Origin of the sequence: Microbacterium sp. Nx66, assembly GCF_904066215.1 — a bacterium.
Classification (GTDB): domain Bacteria; phylum Actinomycetota; class Actinomycetes; order Actinomycetales; family Microbacteriaceae; genus Microbacterium; species Microbacterium meiriae.
Genome location: NZ_LR880474.1, coordinates 2,958,730 through 2,976,630 on the forward strand (window position 1 = coordinate 2,958,730; position 17,901 = coordinate 2,976,630).

Genomic DNA, 17,901 nt, shown 5'->3' on the forward strand with positions numbered 1-17,901 from the left:
CCACCGAAGCGGCGTACTAGTCCCGAGATCAGATCTCGATGCCATGTCAAATGTTCCACCCATGAGCTCCCAGCGAAGAACGTATGCCTTCGATCTGGGTTCTGGACGCCGAAGCGTCAGATGCTCCTTAGAAAGGAGGTGATCCAGCCGCACCTTCCGGTACGGCTACCTTGTTACGACTTAGTCCTAATTACCGATCCCACCTTCGACGGCTCCCTCCACAAGGGTTAGGCCACCGGCTTCAGGTGTTACCGACTTTCATGACTTGACGGGCGGTGTGTACAAGACCCGGGAACGTATTCACCGCAGCGTTGCTGATCTGCGATTACTAGCGACTCCGACTTCATGAGGTCGAGTTGCAGACCTCAATCCGAACTGGGACCGGCTTTTTGGGATTCGCTCCACCTCACGGTATTGCAGCCCTTTGTACCGGCCATTGTAGCATGCGTGAAGCCCAAGACATAAGGGGCATGATGATTTGACGTCATCCCCACCTTCCTCCGAGTTGACCCCGGCAGTATCCCATGAGTTCCCACCATTACGTGCTGGCAACATAGAACGAGGGTTGCGCTCGTTGCGGGACTTAACCCAACATCTCACGACACGAGCTGACGACAACCATGCACCACCTGTTTACGAGTGTCCAAAGAGTTGACCATTTCTGGCCCGTTCTCGTATATGTCAAGCCTTGGTAAGGTTCTTCGCGTTGCATCGAATTAATCCGCATGCTCCGCCGCTTGTGCGGGTCCCCGTCAATTCCTTTGAGTTTTAGCCTTGCGGCCGTACTCCCCAGGCGGGGAACTTAATGCGTTAGCTGCGTCACGGAATCCGTGGAATGGACCCCACAACTAGTTCCCAACGTTTACGGGGTGGACTACCAGGGTATCTAAGCCTGTTTGCTCCCCACCCTTTCGCTCCTCAGCGTCAGTTACGGCCCAGAGATCTGCCTTCGCCATCGGTGTTCCTCCTGATATCTGCGCATTCCACCGCTACACCAGGAATTCCAATCTCCCCTACCGCACTCTAGTCTGCCCGTACCCACTGCAGGCCCGAGGTTGAGCCTCGGGATTTCACAGCAGACGCGACAAACCGCCTACGAGCTCTTTACGCCCAATAATTCCGGATAACGCTTGCGCCCTACGTATTACCGCGGCTGCTGGCACGTAGTTAGCCGGCGCTTTTTCTGCAGGTACCGTCACTTTCGCTTCTTCCCTGCTAAAAGAGGTTTACAACCCGAAGGCCGTCATCCCTCACGCGGCGTTGCTGCATCAGGCTTTCGCCCATTGTGCAATATTCCCCACTGCTGCCTCCCGTAGGAGTCTGGGCCGTGTCTCAGTCCCAGTGTGGCCGGTCACCCTCTCAGGCCGGCTACCCGTCGACGCCTTGGTGAGCCATTACCTCACCAACAAGCTGATAGGCCGCGAGCCCATCCCCAACCGAAAAATCTTTCCAAACGCAGACCATGCGGTCACGTCACATATCCAGTATTAGACGCCGTTTCCAGCGCTTATCCCAGAGTCAGGGGCAGGTTGCTCACGTGTTACTCACCCGTTCGCCACTGATCCCACAGAGCAAGCTCCGTGTTCACCGTTCGACTTGCATGTGTTAAGCACGCCGCCAGCGTTCATCCTGAGCCAGGATCAAACTCTCCGTAAAAAGAAATTGCATACGAACCGGGGAAAAACCGGAACGCAGCGAGTTTGATGCTGACCAAAGAGATAAATCATTGCTGACTATCCATTGCCAACCCCACAAGGAGGTTGGTCTTTGATCCAAAGGAATTCTCACCCAGCCGAAGCTAGACGAGGATAATTTGGCATTTGACAAGTGCACGCTGTTGAGTTCTCAAGGATCGGATGCTCCCACGACCCAGCCATCACGACCAGGCCCGCAGGGCAACTTCTCTATCTTACCGATCTCGTTTCCGTTGTCAAGTCCGAGTTTCTTCGGCCAGACCGTGGGAACGGATCAGCATCCTTCATCCTGTTCACTCAGTGAGTGTGTGGGATTCGGGAGGTGTTAGCTGCTTGACGGGAGCCGGTCCGAGGACCTCCGCTCAACCGTTTGGGGCGAACAGGTAATAACTTACGTGGGTTCCAGGCATCGGGCAAATCACCGCCGATTCCCGGGCGTGTCGCCTCCTCCCGCTCCGTCCGACACCCTCTCCGCCGATGCGATCACCGACGGACCGGACGCCTCCTCGGGCTGCAGGTCGCCGATGCGCTTCGGCGTCGCGACGACGGCCAGGAGCGACAAGAGGCAGGCGGCGATGACGAACAGCACCACGAGCCAGAGCCCTCCCCCGGCGGCCACGACGAGCGCGGTGGCGATGAGCGGAGTCGGGCCGGCGACCAGCGCGCCATTGAGCTCCCGGGCCGTCGCGACGCCGGTGAAGCGGTACCGGGTCGGGAAGAGGTTCGTGAGGAAGGTCCCGGTGGACGCCGCGGTCGCACCCACGGCGATGACGCCGAGCGCCGTCATCCCGAGAGCAGCCAACACCGGGTCGCCGGACTGCAGGGAGAGGAAGACCGGGTACGTGAGGACGATCCCGGCGACCGAGCCGAACATCACCACGCGCTTGGCCCCGAACCGGTCGACCGCGACGCCGCCGAGGACCGGAGCGAAGGCGGTGAGCAGTGAGGACACCAGGACCGCGATCAGCGCCTCGACCCGAGGCATCCCGACCGTCAGCGTGAGGTAGCTCAGCGCGAAGGCGCTCAGGACGTAGTTCGTCACATTGTGCCCGCAGACGCTGAAGAAGCCGATGACGAGCTCGCGGGGGCTGCGGCGGAACAGCTCCGCCAAGGGCACCTTCGTCGCGGACTGCTCCGCGTTCGTCACCGCGTCCCGGTACTCGGGCGTCTCCTCGAGGCGACGACGGATCCAGAGCGCCAGGACGAACAGGACGGCGGAGACCAGGAACGGAATGCGCCAGGCCCCGCCGAGGAGCACGTCGCCGGGCAGCATCGAGGCGAAGGTGAAGGCCAGAGTCGCGAGGAACGCTCCACCAGGGGCGCCTGAGGTGACCAGTCCGATGACCCGCCCTCGGCGGCGCTCTGGCGCGTACTCGGCGACGAGCGTGAGCGCACCGGCGAGTTCCGCACCGGCGCCGAAGCCCTGGATGAAGCGGAACAGGATCAGCAGGATCGGCGCCGCCACCCCGATCGCCTCGGCAGTCGGGAGGAGCCCGATGCCCACGGTCGCGATCCCCATGAGCACGATGGTCAGGATCATCGCGGGCTTCCGGCCGACCCGGTCGCCGAGGTGGGAGATGATGAGGCCGCCGAGCGGCCGCACCACGAAGCCGACGGCGAAGGTCGCGAAGGCGAGCATCGAGGCGGAGGCGGGGATGACGTCCGGGAAGAAGAGCGGGCCGATCACGAGGCCGGCGGCGGCGCCGTAGAGCGCGTAGTCGTACCACTCGATGAGCGTGCCGAAATAGGCTGCGGCGATCGCCCGCCTCGCCTGCGGGGTCATGGTGCGCTGCTGTTCGTTGGCCATGGGGTGTCCTTTCGTCATTGAAAAGTGCTGGCGTGGTCGTGGTTATCCGGTCGGTGCGAGGACCGTGGTCCCCCGGCCGCGTAGTTCAGCGGTCGTGCGCACGCCGAGAAGCTGCATCGTCGACAGGGTCTCGTTCGCCACGAGGTCGAGTGCTCGCTCCACCCCGATCCGTCCGCCTGCCATGAGGCCGTACATGTACCCCCGGCCGAGGAAGACGAAGTCGGCTCCGCACGCGATCGCGGCCACGACGTCGAGGCCGCTGCGGATGCCGGAGTCGAGGAGGATCGGGACGTCGTCGCCGACGGCGGCGCGCACCGCACCGACGACCTCGATGGGCGCGATCGCACGGTCGAGTTGGCGACCGCCGTGGTTGGAGACCCAGATGGCGTCCGCTCCGGCGTCGATGAAGCGCTCGGCGTCGATGGCGGAGAGCACGCCCTTCACGACGATCGGCCCGTCCCAGTTCCCCCGCAGCCAGCGCACGTCGTCCAAGGACAGCGCGGGATCGAACATGCTGCTGACCACGTCGGTGACGCTTCCGGATCGGGGCCCGAAGTTCGCCATGGCCGGTGCATCGTGTGCCAGCAGATCGAGCGACCACGCGGGATGCAGCGCCGACTGCATGGCGGTGCGCAGCGTCAGACGCGGCGGCATCGAGAGTCGGTTGCGGTCGTCGCGGTAGCGCTGCCCCGGCACCCGGGTGTCGACGGTCAGCACGAGGGTGTCGAAGCCCGCCGCAGCAGCCCGCTCGATGAGGGCGAGCGACGCGGCACGATCCCGCCGCAGGTAGAGTTGGAACCATCGGCGCGCAGCGGGCGCGGCATCGGCGACGTCCTCGATGCTCCGCGTGCCCATCGTGGAGAGCACGAACGGCACATCGCGGTTCGCAGCCGCGCGGACCCCGTCGGTCTCGCCGGCCGCGCGCATGAGGGCGGTGAGGCCGATGGGGGCGATGCCGATGGGCATCGCATGCTCGCGTCCCAGCAGGCGGGTGGTGAGCGACGCTCCGGCTGCGCTCTCCGTGACGGAGGGCACGAACCTCCGGCGGGCGAAGGCCGACTCGTTGTCTCGGGCGGCTTGCTCGGTCACCGCGGCACCCTCGACGTAGTCGAAGACGAATCCGGGCACGCGACGCTTCGCGAGCCGGCGGAGGTCGCCGAGGCTACGTGCCTCCGCCACGCGCTTCGCCTCGGTGGGAAGCGCCGGCGGAGCGAAGCTCAGCAGCTCGATGAAGGTGCGGATGCGGCGTCGCAAAAGTCCTGGTTCCTCTCGGCAGCCCCGGGGCGGCCGGAGAGCCGACCGCGGTGTCGGCACCACCATAGCCACCAAATATCTTGGGCACAATAGCGATATGCGTCAGATATATCTGAGACGACCAGAGGGTCGCTCCTTCGCGACGAGCGCGGGTCAGGCTTCGAGGAATGCCTGGAGGACGAACTCCCGCAGCTCCACGAGGTGGCCGCGCATGGCCTCCTCGGCAGCCTGCGGATCGCCGGTGCGGATCGCCTCGAGCACCTGCTGGTGTCCGTTGTTCTCGACGTCCGAGTGGATTCGCGCATCGATCGCCGGGATCAGGTGATGACTCCGTGTCGTCTCGTCGAACAGGCCGCTCATGAGCGTCTTGGCCCGAGCGTTGCGCGCCGCGCCGAGGATGCACTCGTGGAAAGCGCGCGCCGCATCGGTCAGCTCCGCCGTGCCTGAGCCGCTGCGCTGCGCGTCCAGGATCGAGCTGAGCTCCTCGATGAAAGCCTCGTTGCCGTAGCGCGTCGCACTCGCGGCCATGGGCGGTTCGATGATCAGGCGCAGATCGAGCACCTCGCGCACCTCGTTGATGCCCAGCGGGCGGACGACGTAGCCGCGACGAGGAAGGGCGACGACGAGCCCCTCGACGACGAGGATCTGCAGGGCCTCGCGCACGGGCGTCTTCGACACCCCGAAGCGCGCGGCCAGCTCAGGTTCGATGACGACCTCGCCCGGGGCGAGCCGGGTGCGGACGATGTCGTCCCTGAGCGCCACATACACCTTCTGCGTGCGCGACAGCACGCGATCCCCCTCGCCGAGGGCCGCGGCACGGCGCTGGCTGTCGACGGCATGCGTGTGCAGGGTCGAGCCGGATTCGCTGGGCGTCGCGTCCATGTCCTCAGCCTAGGGGCACGGAATCGAACCCCCGCCGCTGCCGAGCGGTCTCGTCGCAGCGGTCGGTCCGGCCCAGCGCTTCAACGAAAGAACCTCGCCCTGCGAGATGCGGGGCGAGGCTCTTGCGTTCTGTTCCTGTGGACCTAAGGGGATTCGAACCCCTGACCTCCTCGATGCGAACGAGGCGCGCTACCAACTGCGCCATAGGCCCGTGAACGACATCTACGTTATCACGCTCGGGATAGCCGACAGGACGAAGGCCCCGCATCCCCGTCATATCAACGGGAGCCGGGGCCTTCGTGGTGGCGGTGACGGTGGGATTTGAACCCACGGTAGGGGGTTACCCTACACAACTTTTCGAGAGTTGCACCTTCGGCCGCTCGGACACGTCACCGCGGATCAGTTTACGACACCGGGGCCGAGCGCGCGAATCGACGGGTCACCAGGCGGCGGCGACCTCGGCGTGGGTGCGGAGGATGCCTCCCGTGGAGCCGGCGGGGGCGCGGCCGATGCCGCACTCCGTGGCGACGCCGAACTCCGGGGCGAACGGGACGGCGGCGGCGATCCGGCGGCGCGCACCCTCCGCGCCGTCCTCCCGGTGCACGAGGCCGAGGTAGAGCTCCTCGACCGGGGTGAGCTCGGCGAGCGGGGCGAAGTAGGCCTCGTCATCGTGGCCGATCGGCACGGGAAGGTGCAGCCAGGTGAGCGGACGGTGGGCCGCGGCGATGACGGCGTTGGCGTAGTGGACGAGGGCGCCGGCGTCGGTCGGCTCGAAGAAATGCTTCTCCCCCGCGTCGCCGTAACAGAGGTGCACGCCCACCTCGACGTCGTCCGGGACGGCGTCGACGAGGGCGGCCAGACGCGAGACGAGTCCGTCGAACGGGTCACCGGGCCACCACGCCTCCATGACGGCGCCGTAGCCGGAGGCCCCCTCGATGATGCCCATCTCGCTCGCGACGTCCCACTGCACGGCGAGGTCCCCGTGCGGGATCGCGGCGAGGGTCTCGTCGAGCTCGCGGAGTATCGCGGCGGTGTACACGGGCTCGATCGCGGCCCGGTCGTCGCCATGGAAGAAGGAGGAGATGACGGCGAGCGGGGTGGGCAGCGACACCTGGAACCGGGTGCCTGCCGCGACCACTCCCTCCTCACGCAGCCGGGCGAAGCGCCCGTACGACTCGATCGCCGCGGAGGCGTACCCGAGCGGAGGCAGTGCGATCGTCGCCGGGTCCACACCCTCGACGATGCGGAGGCCGCGGGCGTCGATGCCGGCGGGGAACGGGATGGGCTCGTCGCCGATCCGCTCGATGCCGTCCGCCTGGCCGATGACGTCGGGCTGGAACATGATCCAGTGGAACCGCTTGCCGACCTCGCCGTCCGGGATGCGGCGCAACCGGTCGCCGAGCAGCTCCGCAGCGGTGCGAATCGTGGTTTCGGCGTCGTCGAAGTTCACACTGCCCACGAGAAGGGCACCCTGGGGCTGCGTCATGCCCTCAGAATATCCCTCGCCGACCCATCCCCTTCCGGCCGGGCCACCCCTCTGCGTGCGGCCGGAAGGGGGTGGGACACACGCAAGGGGGTGGGTCGGCGAGGGGAGGTCGGGATTAGGATTGCCTAAGAACCCGCCGCCTCCGGGGGCAGAACGACGGGAAGGATGCAAGCAGCATGGGATTCATCACGTCTGCGGCGCTCGCCGAGACCGGATACGTGGTCCTCGACGACGAGACCACCCCGGTGGACCCGTCCGAGTGGCGTGACCTCGAGTACGTCGGCTGGCGCTCCTCCGGCATCACCCGCTTCGCACCCCTGACGAGCTACGCCGGCGACATCGACTGCAACGGCTTCTGGAACCACACACCCCCGCGCACCGACAAGGACGGCGTCTGGATCCCGGCGCAGGTCGCGATCGCCCCGACCCTGCAGCGCCGTGCCCTGGCCCCGGGCGCCGGCGTCGGTCGCTGCCGGGTCATCGAGCTCCAGCCCAACGACTACGCCGACGCGATCTACAACCTGCACCAGGACGACAACAACCGCCTCAATGAGCCGGGCACGGGCTGGGTGGTCCGCGGGTATTACAACCTCACCGACGACACCGACTCGATGCTCATCCTCCGCTCCGACCGGTTCGACCCGGCCACCGAGGTCCGGCTGCCGCTGCGCGCCGGTTCGCGGATCATCGTCGACACGCAGCGCTTCTGGCACGCCGTGTGGCACCGCGGCACGGGCCCGCGGTACGCGCTCATCACCTCCTGGACCAGCGGCCCCGAGCTCGACGCGTACATCGCCGCCCACCACGGCGACCCGCATCCGGCGACGGTCGACCTCGACCCGCGTCTCATCGACGAGGCCCAGGTCGAGATGCACCGAAGGATCGAGGAGCGCCGGCGCGCGTTCGAAGCGCAGGGCATCGTGATGGAGCCGCCCGCCGACATGAACCTCGTCGGCTGAGGCTCAGACCGTCCGGCCGCCCTCGATCCGCACGACCCGGTCGACCGTCCCCGCGGGCGGCGCCACGTGCGAGATGAGCAGCACCGACTGCTCCCCCGTCGCCTGCAGCAGATCGCGCAGCAAAGCGTCCGAGGCCTCGGGGTCGACGCCCGCCGTCGGCTCGTCCAGCACGAGCACCGGGAAGCCGCGCAGCAGCGCGCGAGCCAGGGCGATCCGCTGTGCCTGACCGCCGGACACCAGCGCACCGCGGTCGCCCACTCGGGCGTCGAGACCCCCACGCTCGCGGACCCACGCCGCGAGGCCCACACGGTCGAGCACGGCGAGGAGCTCGTCATCGGTGGCGGTATCCCTCGCGAAGAGCAGGTTCTGCCGCACGTCCTCGTCGAACAGCTGGGGCTGCTGCTCGCACAGACCGACGATGCGCCGCAGTGCCGGTCCGGACAGGGCTGCCGCGTCGAGGTCGCCGATCCGGTACTCGCCGTCCACCCGGAGGAAGCCGACCAGTGCGGCCGCCAGCGAGCTCTTGCCCGCCCCGCTCGCTCCGGAGACGAGCACCCGCTCCCCGGGTGCGAGGTCGAGGTCCACGCCGGTCAACGCCGCCGCGCCTCCGGGCCAGTGCGCCGTGGCACCGCGCAGGACGAGGGCGGGCACACCCGCGACCTCGGCATCCTGCCCCGCGTCGGGCCGCAGCTCCGGCGGCATCCGTTCGGGCAGCACGTCCACGATGCGCTCCGCACTCGCGCGCACGCTCCGCCACGAGGCCGCGGCGATCGGCACGGCGCCGAGCACCTCGAACACGACCATCGGCACGAGCACCGCGACCGCGAGCCACGGCGCATCGATCGCCCCCGTGTCGAGGCCCGGAGCCGCCGCGGCGAGCGCCCACACGGATGCGGCCCCGGCCATCAGCGACACCACTCCGGCCGCGACGGCCTGCGCGAGCGACGCCCGACTGACCACGCGACGCAGCGCGGCGTCCGCGACGCGGATCCGCTCCCGCGCCTGCGCCTCCGCACCGAACGCGAGGAGCACGTCGAGACTGCCGAAGTAGTCGACGAGGGCCGCGGACACCTCGGCCCGACGCGCCGACACCGCGGCCTCCGCGCGGGAGCCGAAGATCCAGCCGAGCCCGACCGCCGCGAACGCGGCGACGAGGAGGCAGACCGCGAGGGTCAGCGCGGCGGGTGGCGAGACGAAGGCGAGGAAGCCCACCGCTCCGAGGGCGACGACGCCCGAGACGGCAAGCGGCTGCACGACCCGGAGCGGGAGGTTCTGCAGGTTCTCCACGTCGTCGACGAGCGCCGCGAGCACCTGCCCACGGTCGGTCGCACCGAGCCCCGCCGGCGAGAGCGGGATGAGGCGGCGCACCATGTCGGAGCGGGTCGTGGCGAGCTGCCGGAGCGCGGCGTCGTGACCGCTCAGCCGCTCCAGGTACCGCGTGACAGCCCGGGTCACGGCGAAGAACCGCACCCCGACGACCGCGATGGACAGCGGCACGAGGGAGTCGACGATCGACGCGCTCACGATCAGCCAGCCGCTCACCGCGAGAAGGCTCACTGCGGCGGCCGCCGACAGCACCCCCCAGATCAGCCCGGGGAGGAAGCGGCGGAACGGCGGCTGCGCGAGCCGGAGCATGTCCCGGACCCGCTCGCTGCGCGTCGTCTCGGTCATGCGCTCACCCCCAGCGCCACGATCCGGTCGGCGATGTCCCTGGCCGAGCGGCGGTGCGAGACGAGGAGGATGGTCGCGCCGGCGTCCGCCCGCGCGCGCAGCGACCGCCACAGCCGCTCCTCGGTGTCGGCGTCGAGGGCGCTGGAGGGCTCATCGAGCGCGAGCATCCGCTCCGGGGCACCGTCGTGGCGATACAGCGCCCTGGCCACCGCGACGCGCTGCGCCTGCCCTCCCGACAGCCCTGCGCCCTGCACGCCCAGCACGCGGTCGGCCTCGATCCCCTCCGCGCACGCGGCGTCGAGGGCCCGGCGCACGCGGGCGAGGTCGGGAGCCGCGTCGCCCAGAGCCACGTTCTCCGCGACCGTGCCGCGCATCAGCCCCGGCGTCTGGCCGGCCCAGGCGAGCCATTCCGACGGCGCGAGCTCGACGACGTCCCGTCCGTCCCAGGTCGCGGTCCCCGTGTAGTCCACCGCTCCGCGGAGGGCGGCGAGCAGACTCGACTTCCCGGAGCCGCTCGGTCCCTCGATCAGGGTCACCGTCCCCGGCTCCGCGACGAACGACACCGGCGGCAGGTCCCTCACCCGGAGCCCCTCGACCACGAGTCCGTGTGCCACCTGCACGACTCCGGCACGGCTGCCGGACGAGTCCACGGGGTTCGGTCGTGCATCCGTGTCCGGATCGTGCCTGCGCACCCCGCCGCGGTCCCGGTCGCGCGCCGCATCGAGCACATCGAACACGTCTTCCGTGGCCGCGACGCCCTCGGCCGCGGCGTGGAACTGCACGCCGACCTGACGGATGGGGAGGAAGGCCTCCGGGGCGAGCAGCAGCACGAAGAGCCCGACCTCCAGGCTCAGGTCTCCTGACAGCAGCCGGAAGCCGACCGCGACCGCGATGAGCGCGACCGCGAGCGACGACAGCAGCTCCATCGCGAACCCCGAGAGGAACGAGAACCGGAGCACCTTCATGGTCTCGCGGCGGTACTCGTCGGCGGTCACCTCGATGCGGTCGGCCGCCCGACGGTCCCGGCCGAACAGCCGCAGCGTCGACAGCCCCTGCACCGTATCGGCGAAGCGGGCGGCGAGGTGCTGCAGAGTCTGCCACTGCTTCTTCTGCACCGTGCGGGTCGCGATGCCGATGAGGATGAGGAACAGCGGGATGAGCGGCAGGGTGATGACGGCGGTGAGCCCGCTCGGCCAGTCCTGCCACCACATGACCGCGACGAGCACGGGCGTCGCGATGACGGTGAGGACGAGCTGCGGGATGTACCGCGCGAAGTACGCGTCCAGGGCTTCCAGGCCGTGACCGGCGGTGACGGCGATCTGCGTCTGGTTCCGCTGAGCGAGCCACCCCGGCCCGAGTCGCCCGACCGCTGCGACGAGGGCCGCGCGCAGCTGCATCCCGGTGCGGGCCGCGGCCTGCGTGCCCGCCGCGTCGGAGGCGGCGATGAGCAGCCCCCGCAGCAGCGCCGTCGCCAGCAGCCAGAGCAGGGTCGCGGTGACGTCGCGACCCGCGATGGCGCCGACCACCGCCTCGGTGAGCAGCCACGCGAAGGCGATCGTCACCGCGGTCTGGAAGACGCCGATCGCGGCCGACGCCAGGAGGAACCCCCGGGCGGCGGCCGCGTATCGGAGCAGCCTCGGATCGACGGGTTTCACGCGTGCGCCGGAGCCCCCTCGATCGACCGGCGGGTGACGCGCTTGCGGAACACCCAGTAGGTCCAGGTCTGGTACGCGATGACCAGCGGGAGGGCGATCAGCGCGGTCCAGCTCATGATCTGCAGCGTATACGGAGTGCTGGACGCGTTGGCGATCGTGAGGCTGAACGCCGGGTCGATCGTCGAGGGCATCACGAACGGGAAGAGGGCGGAGAACAGCATGACGACGGCGAACATGACCGTGAGCATGCCGGCGAAGAACGCCCACCCGTCGCGGCGGACGAGCGAGAAGCCGACCGCCGCGATCAGGCTGACCGCCGCGAGCGCACCGGCTCCGATGACCAGCCACAGCAGCGGCGCCTCGCGGCCCATCGCGATCGCGACCGTCCAGACCACCGTCGCGGCTGCGACGAGGATCGTCGGGATGGCGGCCTTCTTCGCGAGCTTCCGGGCATCCTCGTGCACCTGGCCGTCCGTCTTCAGCGCGACGAACAGCACGCCGTGCAGGAAGAAGAGCAGCAGGGTCGTGACGCCGACCAGCAGCGCATACGGGTTCAGCAGCGAGAAGAAGCCGCCGACGTAGATGTGGTTCTCGTCGATCGCGACGCCCTGCACGATGTTGCCGAAAGCGACGCCCCAGAGCAGTGCCGGGACGACCGAGCCGATGACGATCATCCGGTCGAAGCCCTGCTTCCACTTCCGGCTCTCCCGCTGGTGGCGGTACTCGAACGAGACGCCGCGGAGGATGAGTGCCAGCAGGATGAGCAGCAGCGGCAGGTAGAACCCGCTGAACAGGGTGGCGTACCACTCGGGGAACGAGGCGAACAGCGAGGCCCCGGCCACGATGACCCACGTCTCGTTGAGGTCCCACACGGGACCGATCGTGTTGATGACCTGCCGGCGGGAGACGTCGTCCTTGCCGAGGAACGGCAGCGACATGCCCACACCGAAGTCGAACCCGTCGAGGACGAAGTAGCCGACGAACAGGAAGGCGACCACCCAGAACCAGATCGTTGCGAGATCCATGATGCTCGTTCCTCTCAGTACACGACCGACGGCAGCTGAGCCGTCTCCTCATGGGGCTGTTCGTCGGTGTCCGGCCCCTTCTGGGCGGCCTTGACGATCAGCTTGACCTCGACGACGGCCAGCGCGGCGTAGATCGCGGTGAAGGCGATCAGCGAGATCAGGACCTCGAGTCCGCTCACCCCCGGCGAGACGCCGTCGCGGGTGGACATCAGACCGAACACGATCCACGGCTGTCGGCCCATCTCGGTGAACACCCAGCCCATGATGTTGGCGGCGAGCGCGAGCGGGAACGACCAGATCGCGACCTTCCACATCCACGGTGCGACCGGCTTCGTGGCCTTCTTGCGCGTGACCCAGAGGCCGGCGACGGCGACGAGGGCGGCGGCCATGCCGAGGCCGATCATCCAGCGGAACGACCAGTACGTGATCCACAGGACGGGGGCGAAGTCGGTGAGGCCGGTGCTCGCGTAGGTCTGGGCGTACTCGGCGTTCAGGTCGTTGATGCCGTGCACGCAGGCGTCGAGCGTGTGGGTCGACAGCAGCGACAGCAGGTACGGCACCCGGATCGAGAACAGCTCGGAGCTGCCGTCCGGCGTGCCCAGCGTGAAGATGCTGAAGGAGGCGTCGGCGCCGCAGACCGTGTTGAACGTCGCCTCGGCTGCGGCCATCTTCATCGGCTGCGCGGCGTACATCGCCAGGCCCAACTGGTCACCGGTGAGCACGACGCCCGCGGTGGAGAAGATCATCGCCCAGAGGCCGAACTTCAGCGAGACGCGCATGGTGTCGAAGTGCTGCCCGCGGGCCAGGTGCCAGGCGGACACCGAGATCACGACACCGGCGGCGAACATGAGCGCGCCGAAGATGGTGTGCGGGAACGCGGCGAGGGCGACGGGGTTGGTCAGCAGCGCCCAGAAGTCGGTGAGCTCGGCGCGGTTGGTCACCTCGTTGTACGTGTAGCCGACCGGGTTCTGCATGAATGCGTTGGCGGCGATGATGAAGTACGCCGACAGGATGCTGCCGATCGAGACGCACCAGATGGTGGCGAGGTGGATCTTCTGCGGGAGCTTGTCCCAGCCGAAGATCCAGAGGCCGATGAAGGTCGCCTCGAAGAAGAACGCCAGCAGGCCCTCGAAGGCGAGCGGGGCGCCGAAGACGTCACCGACGAAGCGGGAGTAGTCCGACCAGTTCATCCCGAACTGGAACTCCTGCACGATGCCGGTGACGACCCCCATCGCGAAGTTGATGAGGAAGATCTTGCCGAAGAAGCGGGTGAGGTGCAGGTACTGGACCTTGGCCGTGCGCACCCACGCCGTCTGGAAGATGGCTGCGACGAGCGCCATGCCGATCGTCAGCGGGACGAAGAGGTAGTGGTAGACGGTCGTCAGCCCGAACTGCCATCGGGCCAGGGCGAGCGGATCAAGCCATTCCATGAGCGACTCCCGTTCTGTTCGACGCCTGCGCGGCGGTGTCGCGCAGCTGCACGGTGCATTCGGAGGGCAGCGCGGCCTCGCGCACGCACTCGGCTTCGAGCGGACCCCCCGCTTCTGCCAGGATGCCCTGCATCAGGCCGAGATGCACCTGGCACAGCATCGGGCGGTCCTCCGGCCGGCCGGCCGCGTGCGGGCACGGGCTCAGGTCGACGGTCAGCCCGCGGTCGTCCACGACCGGCTCGAAACCGCTCTCCTCCAGGTGCTCGACGAGGGCGTCGAGCTGGTAGGTGGCGTCCCTCCCGAGGGCGCTTCCGGTGCCGGGAAGGACGCTGCGGAGGAGGTCGCCGCGACGGGCGGCGGCCTTGGCCTTGTTCCGCGCGACCGGGCTGGAGGCGTCGGGGGCGCCGGTGGCGGCACGGTACAGCGTACGAGGACGGCCCCGGGTGGTGCGGTGCTCCACGGTCGGGATCACGTAGCCGCCCTCGATGAGCCGCTGGAGGTGCTCGCGCACCGTGTTCGGGTGGAGGCCGGTGGCCTCGCACAGGTCGCCGATCGCGAGTTCTCCGGAGGCACCGGAGTGCCCGGCCTCGAAGAGGAGGTGCAGGATGCGCACCCGGGAGTAGCTGGAGATCGGCCCGCAGACGGACCCGCCGTTGGACATGTCTCAATTATCGGCCGGGACCGGTGGCCGTCGGGGGAACCGGGCCGTGAATAATCGCCTGGTCGATAGGGATGTCTGATCCCGCCGATAGCCTGGGGGCATGGCCACCCGGAAACCCGCTCCCCCCGCGTACGTCTGCACCGAGTGCGGGTGGACGACGGCCAAGTGGGTCGGCCGCTGCGGGGAGTGCCAGCAGTGGGGCACGGTCCAGGAGCAGGCCGCGCAGACCGGGATCCTCCGTCGCGTGAACGCGCTCGCCCCGACCGCCGATCGCGCCGCACGACCGATCACGCAGATCACGACCCAGGACGCCCCGCGGCGCACGAGCGGCGTCGGCGAGTTCGACCGTGTGCTCGGCGGCGGCATCGTGCCGGGAGCCGCGATCCTCCTCAGCGGCGAGCCCGGCGTGGGCAAGTCGACCCTGCTGCTCGAGGTCGCCGCGCAAGCGGCGCGGAGCGGGCGACGGGTGCTGTACGCGAGCGCGGAGGAGTCGCCGGCCCAGGTGCGGCTGCGGGCGGAGCGGACGGGCGCGCTGCACGACGAGCTCTACCTCGCGAGCGAGACCGACCTCGCCACCATCCTCGGACACATCGACGAGGTGCAGCCGCAGCTCGTCATCGTCGACTCCGTGCAGACCGTGTCGTCGTCCCTCACCGACGGCGCGGCCGGTCAGCCCAGCCAGGTGCGGGAGGTCGCCGCGACCCTGATCCGGGTGGCGAAGGAGCGCGACCTGCCGATCATCATCGTCGGGCACGTGACCAAGGACGGCCAGGTCGCGGGGCCCCGGGTGCTGGAGCACCTCGTCGACGTCGTGTGTCACTTCGAGGGCGACCGGCAGACCTCGCTGCGCTTCATCCGGGCGCTGAAGAACCGCTTCGGCCCCACCGACGAGGTCGGCTGCTTCGAGATGACCGGAGACGGCATCGCCGAGGTCCCCGACCCGTCCGGTCTGTTCCTGTCGCAGGGCGCCTCCGAACCCGGGACCTGTGTGGCCATCTCCCTCGAAGGCCGTCGCGCTCTCCCGGTCGAGGTGCAGGCGCTCACCGTGCCGAGCAACGCCCCGAACCCCCGCCGCATCGTGCACGGCCTCGACTCCTCGCGGGTGGCCATGGTGCTGGCGATCCTCGAGCGCCGGGCGGGCGTGCCCACCGGCAGCCTCGACGTGTACGTGTCCACGGTCGGCGGCGTGCGGTTCACGGAGCCCGCGGCCGACCTCGCCATCGCGATCGCCGTCGCCGGATCCATCCAGATGATCTCGGTCCCGCGTACGGTCGCCGCCGTCGGCGAGCTCAGTCTCGCGGGTGAGGTGCGGCCGGTGACGCAGGCGGCGCAGCGGCGGTCCGAAGCCGCGCGACTCGGCTACGAGCAGGTCGTGGACGACCGTTCGAAGACGCTGCGTGCCGCGCTGGGAGACGTCAGGGCACGGAACAGCACCCGTCGGCCCGACCGGGACATCCCGCCGTTCTGAGCCGGAGCGCGGCTGAGGTCAGGCGTCGAGGGCCTTGAGCAGTTCCACCGGGTCGGCCTGCATCGGGTGCGGTCCTGCGATGTCGAGGAACACGGTCGTGATCGGGTGCGCGGAGAGGAACGCCCGCAGCCAGGTCGCGTCGTAGATGCCCACGCCGGGCGGCAGGTTCGCCGGCTTGTTCTTCGCGTCGCTGAACAGGAGGAGGGCGAGGTCACCCGAGTTCGGGTCGCGGTAGGTCCAGACCTCGCCGCTGTCGAGCGGGTTGTCGCGGGCGCCCGGCTTGATGAGCGGGACGACGGTGGTGCCGTGCCGCAGGGCGAGCGCGACTGCGGCGACGTCCTGCTTCTCGAGCGCGAGCGCGAGTGCTTCGGACCGGAAGTCCTCCGGGGCGGGCTTCTTCTTCGCGCTCTTCCCGGACTTCGCCTTCTTCGCTGCCATGCATCCAGCTTAGGCATCGGGGCGACGCGGCGGCGCCGGGGAAAGATTGGGGCCCTCTCGAGTCCTCCATTGGGGACTGGGGTACTCGAGAGGGCCCTCGGACTCTCGAGCGGCGGTGTCGAAGCGCTGGGGACGCTGTGATTCGACGCCACTGGGGATGGCATGTTGCCGCATATCGGGAGAGTCACCTCTATGGTATCCCAAAGAGTGAGCCCTGTCAGCACAGGTGCCGGTCACGCTCTCAGAACAAGAGGATCTGGGTGGTCGTGGCGCTGGGGAAACCGCCGATCGAGACGCCCACGTGATACGAGGCCCCACCGCCGGGAGCCCGTTGCCGGTTCTCCTGCGCGCAGGTCTCGACGCTGGAGCGCGTGCGATCCCAGACGACCGGCTCCTTGCTCACCACGGTGGATCCCGCGGTGAGTGTGGCGATCATGCTGCTGGGGTTCTCCTGGCAGTCGGTCGACCGCCACCACACGTCCGAGCCGCTGGAGACCGTGAAGACCTGGGTCGTGGAGCCGACGTCGATCGTGCAGTCCCTGGTGCCCTTGTTGGTCAGCGAGATGGAGAGCTTCGGCGAAGCACCGTCGGCGTACGACTCGGCATCCGTCACGGCCTTCACCTCGACGTCCTTCGCCTCGCACGCGACGACGGCCGGAGTGGCGTCCGCAGAGGGCGAGGGTGAGGGCGACGGCGAGGCTGACCCGGACGGCGTCGGACCGGCGGTGGCGGAGGAGGTCGGCGCGGGTGCGGTCCCCTGCCCGTCGGCGGCCGCCCACGGTCGTGCGACGAGGAGCCAGACGGAGGCTCCGACGAGCGCGAGGACGAGGAGCAGTCCCAACAGCACCGCCAACCGCCGACGACGATAGACGGCGGCGGAGTGACGGGGCATGCCTCCAGGTTAAGCGATCCCCCTCCACGAGCCTGGGAGGCGCGAGCGGTCGTCCGGGGCTCAGAGCACCTTGAGCATCCGGGTGTTGCCGAGCGTGTTCGGCTTCACGTGCGCGAGGTCGAGGAACTCCTCGACGCCGGCGTCGCCGCTGCGGAGGAGCTGCGAGTACACGTCCGGATCGACGACCTGCTCCCCGATGGGGGTGAAGCCGCGACGGCCGAAGAAGTCGACCTCGAACGTGAGGCAGAACAGGCGCGTGAGCCCGAGCGCCCGCGCGTTCTCCTCGAGCCGCTCGACGATCGCCCGACCGACGCCGTGATGGAGCCAGTCGTCGCGGACGAGCAGGGTGCGCACCTCGCCGAGGTCCTCCCAGATCACGTGCAGCGCGCCGCAGCCGATCAGCTCGCCGTCGGCCTCGGCGACGACGAACTCCTGCACGGCGCCGTAGAGCACGGCGAGGTCCTTGCCGAGCAGGATGCGCTGCTCCACCATCGGCTGGAGCAGGTTCCGGATGCTGACGATGTCGGCGCTGCGGGCCGGCCGGACGATGTACGCGCTCACCTGACCAGCCTAGGACCC

At 68.8% G+C, this 17,901-nt stretch carries 14 protein-coding genes, 2 tRNA genes and 1 rRNA gene; 2 read left to right on the forward strand and 15 right to left on the reverse strand.

The features are described from left to right. Positions 1 to 131 precede the first annotated feature (131 nt). The 7 genes from MICNX66_RS14325 to MICNX66_RS14355 form a co-directional block, all read right to left on the reverse strand. Positions 132 to 1,656, reverse strand: a 16S ribosomal RNA gene (locus MICNX66_RS14325). Between the two features lie 456 nt (positions 1,657 to 2,112). Then, positions 2,113 to 3,501: an MFS transporter gene (locus tag MICNX66_RS14330; protein ID WP_187662426.1), complete on the reverse strand. Its 1,389-nt coding sequence runs from the start codon at positions 3,499 to 3,501 to the stop codon at positions 2,113 to 2,115. Positions 3,502 to 3,543: 42 nt separating this feature from the next. Next, entirely contained in the window at positions 3,544 to 4,755 is a 1,212-nt protein-coding gene (locus tag MICNX66_RS14335) for an alpha-hydroxy acid oxidase (RefSeq protein WP_232089103.1), read from the reverse strand. A 153-nt stretch (positions 4,756 to 4,908) separates the two neighbouring features. After that, complete coding sequence (locus MICNX66_RS14340; protein WP_187662427.1) at positions 4,909 to 5,637, reverse strand: GntR family transcriptional regulator; 729 nt, start codon at positions 5,635 to 5,637, stop codon at positions 4,909 to 4,911. Between the two features lie 138 nt (positions 5,638 to 5,775). Continuing rightward, positions 5,776 to 5,848: transfer RNA gene (locus MICNX66_RS14345), tRNA-Ala, on the reverse strand. A 92-nt stretch (positions 5,849 to 5,940) separates the two neighbouring features. Continuing rightward, positions 5,941 to 6,031 (reverse strand) — tRNA-Ser (locus tag MICNX66_RS14350). A gap of 45 nt (positions 6,032 to 6,076) precedes the next feature. Further along, on the reverse strand, positions 6,077 to 7,123 hold the full coding sequence (locus tag MICNX66_RS14355) for a hypothetical protein (protein ID WP_187662428.1): 1,047 nt from the start codon (positions 7,121 to 7,123) through the stop codon (positions 6,077 to 6,079). 176 nt (positions 7,124 to 7,299) lie between these two features. Here MICNX66_RS14355 and MICNX66_RS14360 point away from each other — a divergent pair, with 176 nt between their 5' ends. After that, positions 7,300 to 8,082, forward strand: a complete 783-nt coding sequence (locus MICNX66_RS14360) for a hypothetical protein (protein WP_187662429.1) — start codon at positions 7,300 to 7,302, stop codon at positions 8,080 to 8,082. Positions 8,083 to 8,085: 3 nt separating this feature from the next. On the opposite strand, the gene cydC is transcribed toward MICNX66_RS14360, so the two are convergent. Genes cydC through MICNX66_RS14385 form a run of 5 tightly spaced genes read right to left on the reverse strand, consistent with a single transcriptional unit; the run spans position 8,086 to position 14,524 of the window. Further along, positions 8,086 to 9,753 carry a thiol reductant ABC exporter subunit CydC gene (gene cydC, locus MICNX66_RS14365; protein ID WP_187662430.1) on the reverse strand — a complete coding sequence of 556 codons (1,668 nt, stop codon included), beginning with the start codon at positions 9,751 to 9,753 and terminating at the stop codon, positions 8,086 to 8,088. Beyond that, entirely contained in the window at positions 9,750 to 11,408 is a 1,659-nt protein-coding gene (gene cydD / locus MICNX66_RS14370) for a thiol reductant ABC exporter subunit CydD (RefSeq protein ID WP_187662431.1), read from the reverse strand. The genes cydC and cydD overlap by 4 nt, the downstream gene beginning before the upstream one ends. Continuing rightward, entirely contained in the window at positions 11,405 to 12,433 is a 1,029-nt protein-coding gene (cydB, locus tag MICNX66_RS14375; protein ID WP_187662432.1) for a cytochrome d ubiquinol oxidase subunit II, read from the reverse strand. Before cydB ends, cydD begins: the two co-directional genes overlap by 4 nt. A gap of 14 nt (positions 12,434 to 12,447) precedes the next feature. After that, positions 12,448 to 13,863 carry a cytochrome ubiquinol oxidase subunit I gene (locus MICNX66_RS14380; RefSeq protein WP_187662433.1) on the reverse strand — a complete coding sequence of 472 codons (1,416 nt, stop codon included), beginning with the start codon at positions 13,861 to 13,863 and terminating at the stop codon, positions 12,448 to 12,450. After that, a complete protein-coding gene (locus MICNX66_RS14385) occupies positions 13,850 to 14,524 on the reverse strand; it encodes a helix-turn-helix transcriptional regulator (RefSeq protein WP_187662434.1) in 675 nt (224 codons plus the stop codon). Before MICNX66_RS14385 ends, MICNX66_RS14380 begins: the two co-directional genes overlap by 14 nt. 100 nt (positions 14,525 to 14,624) lie before the next feature. Between MICNX66_RS14385 and radA the strand changes: the two genes are divergently transcribed. Then, a complete protein-coding gene (gene radA / locus MICNX66_RS14390; RefSeq protein WP_187662435.1) occupies positions 14,625 to 15,992 on the forward strand; it encodes a DNA repair protein RadA in 1,368 nt (455 codons plus the stop codon). Between the two features lie 18 nt (positions 15,993 to 16,010). On the opposite strand, the gene MICNX66_RS14395 is transcribed toward radA, so the two are convergent. The 3 genes from MICNX66_RS14395 to MICNX66_RS14405 all read right to left on the reverse strand — a co-directional run bounded on the left by MICNX66_RS14395 (position 16,011) and on the right by MICNX66_RS14405 (position 17,883). Next, complete coding sequence (locus MICNX66_RS14395; protein WP_187662436.1) at positions 16,011 to 16,430, reverse strand: dehydrogenase; 420 nt, start codon at positions 16,428 to 16,430, stop codon at positions 16,011 to 16,013. 241 nt (positions 16,431 to 16,671) lie between these two features. Further along, positions 16,672 to 17,322, reverse strand: coding sequence for a hypothetical protein (locus tag MICNX66_RS14400; protein ID WP_187662437.1), 651 nt, complete (start codon positions 17,320 to 17,322; stop codon positions 16,672 to 16,674). A 60-nt stretch (positions 17,323 to 17,382) separates the two neighbouring features. Continuing rightward, positions 17,383 to 17,883 (reverse strand): amino-acid N-acetyltransferase, encoded by a 501-nt coding sequence (locus MICNX66_RS14405; protein ID WP_071329949.1) that lies wholly within the window; start codon positions 17,881 to 17,883, stop codon positions 17,383 to 17,385. Positions 17,884 to 17,901 lie beyond the last annotated feature (18 nt).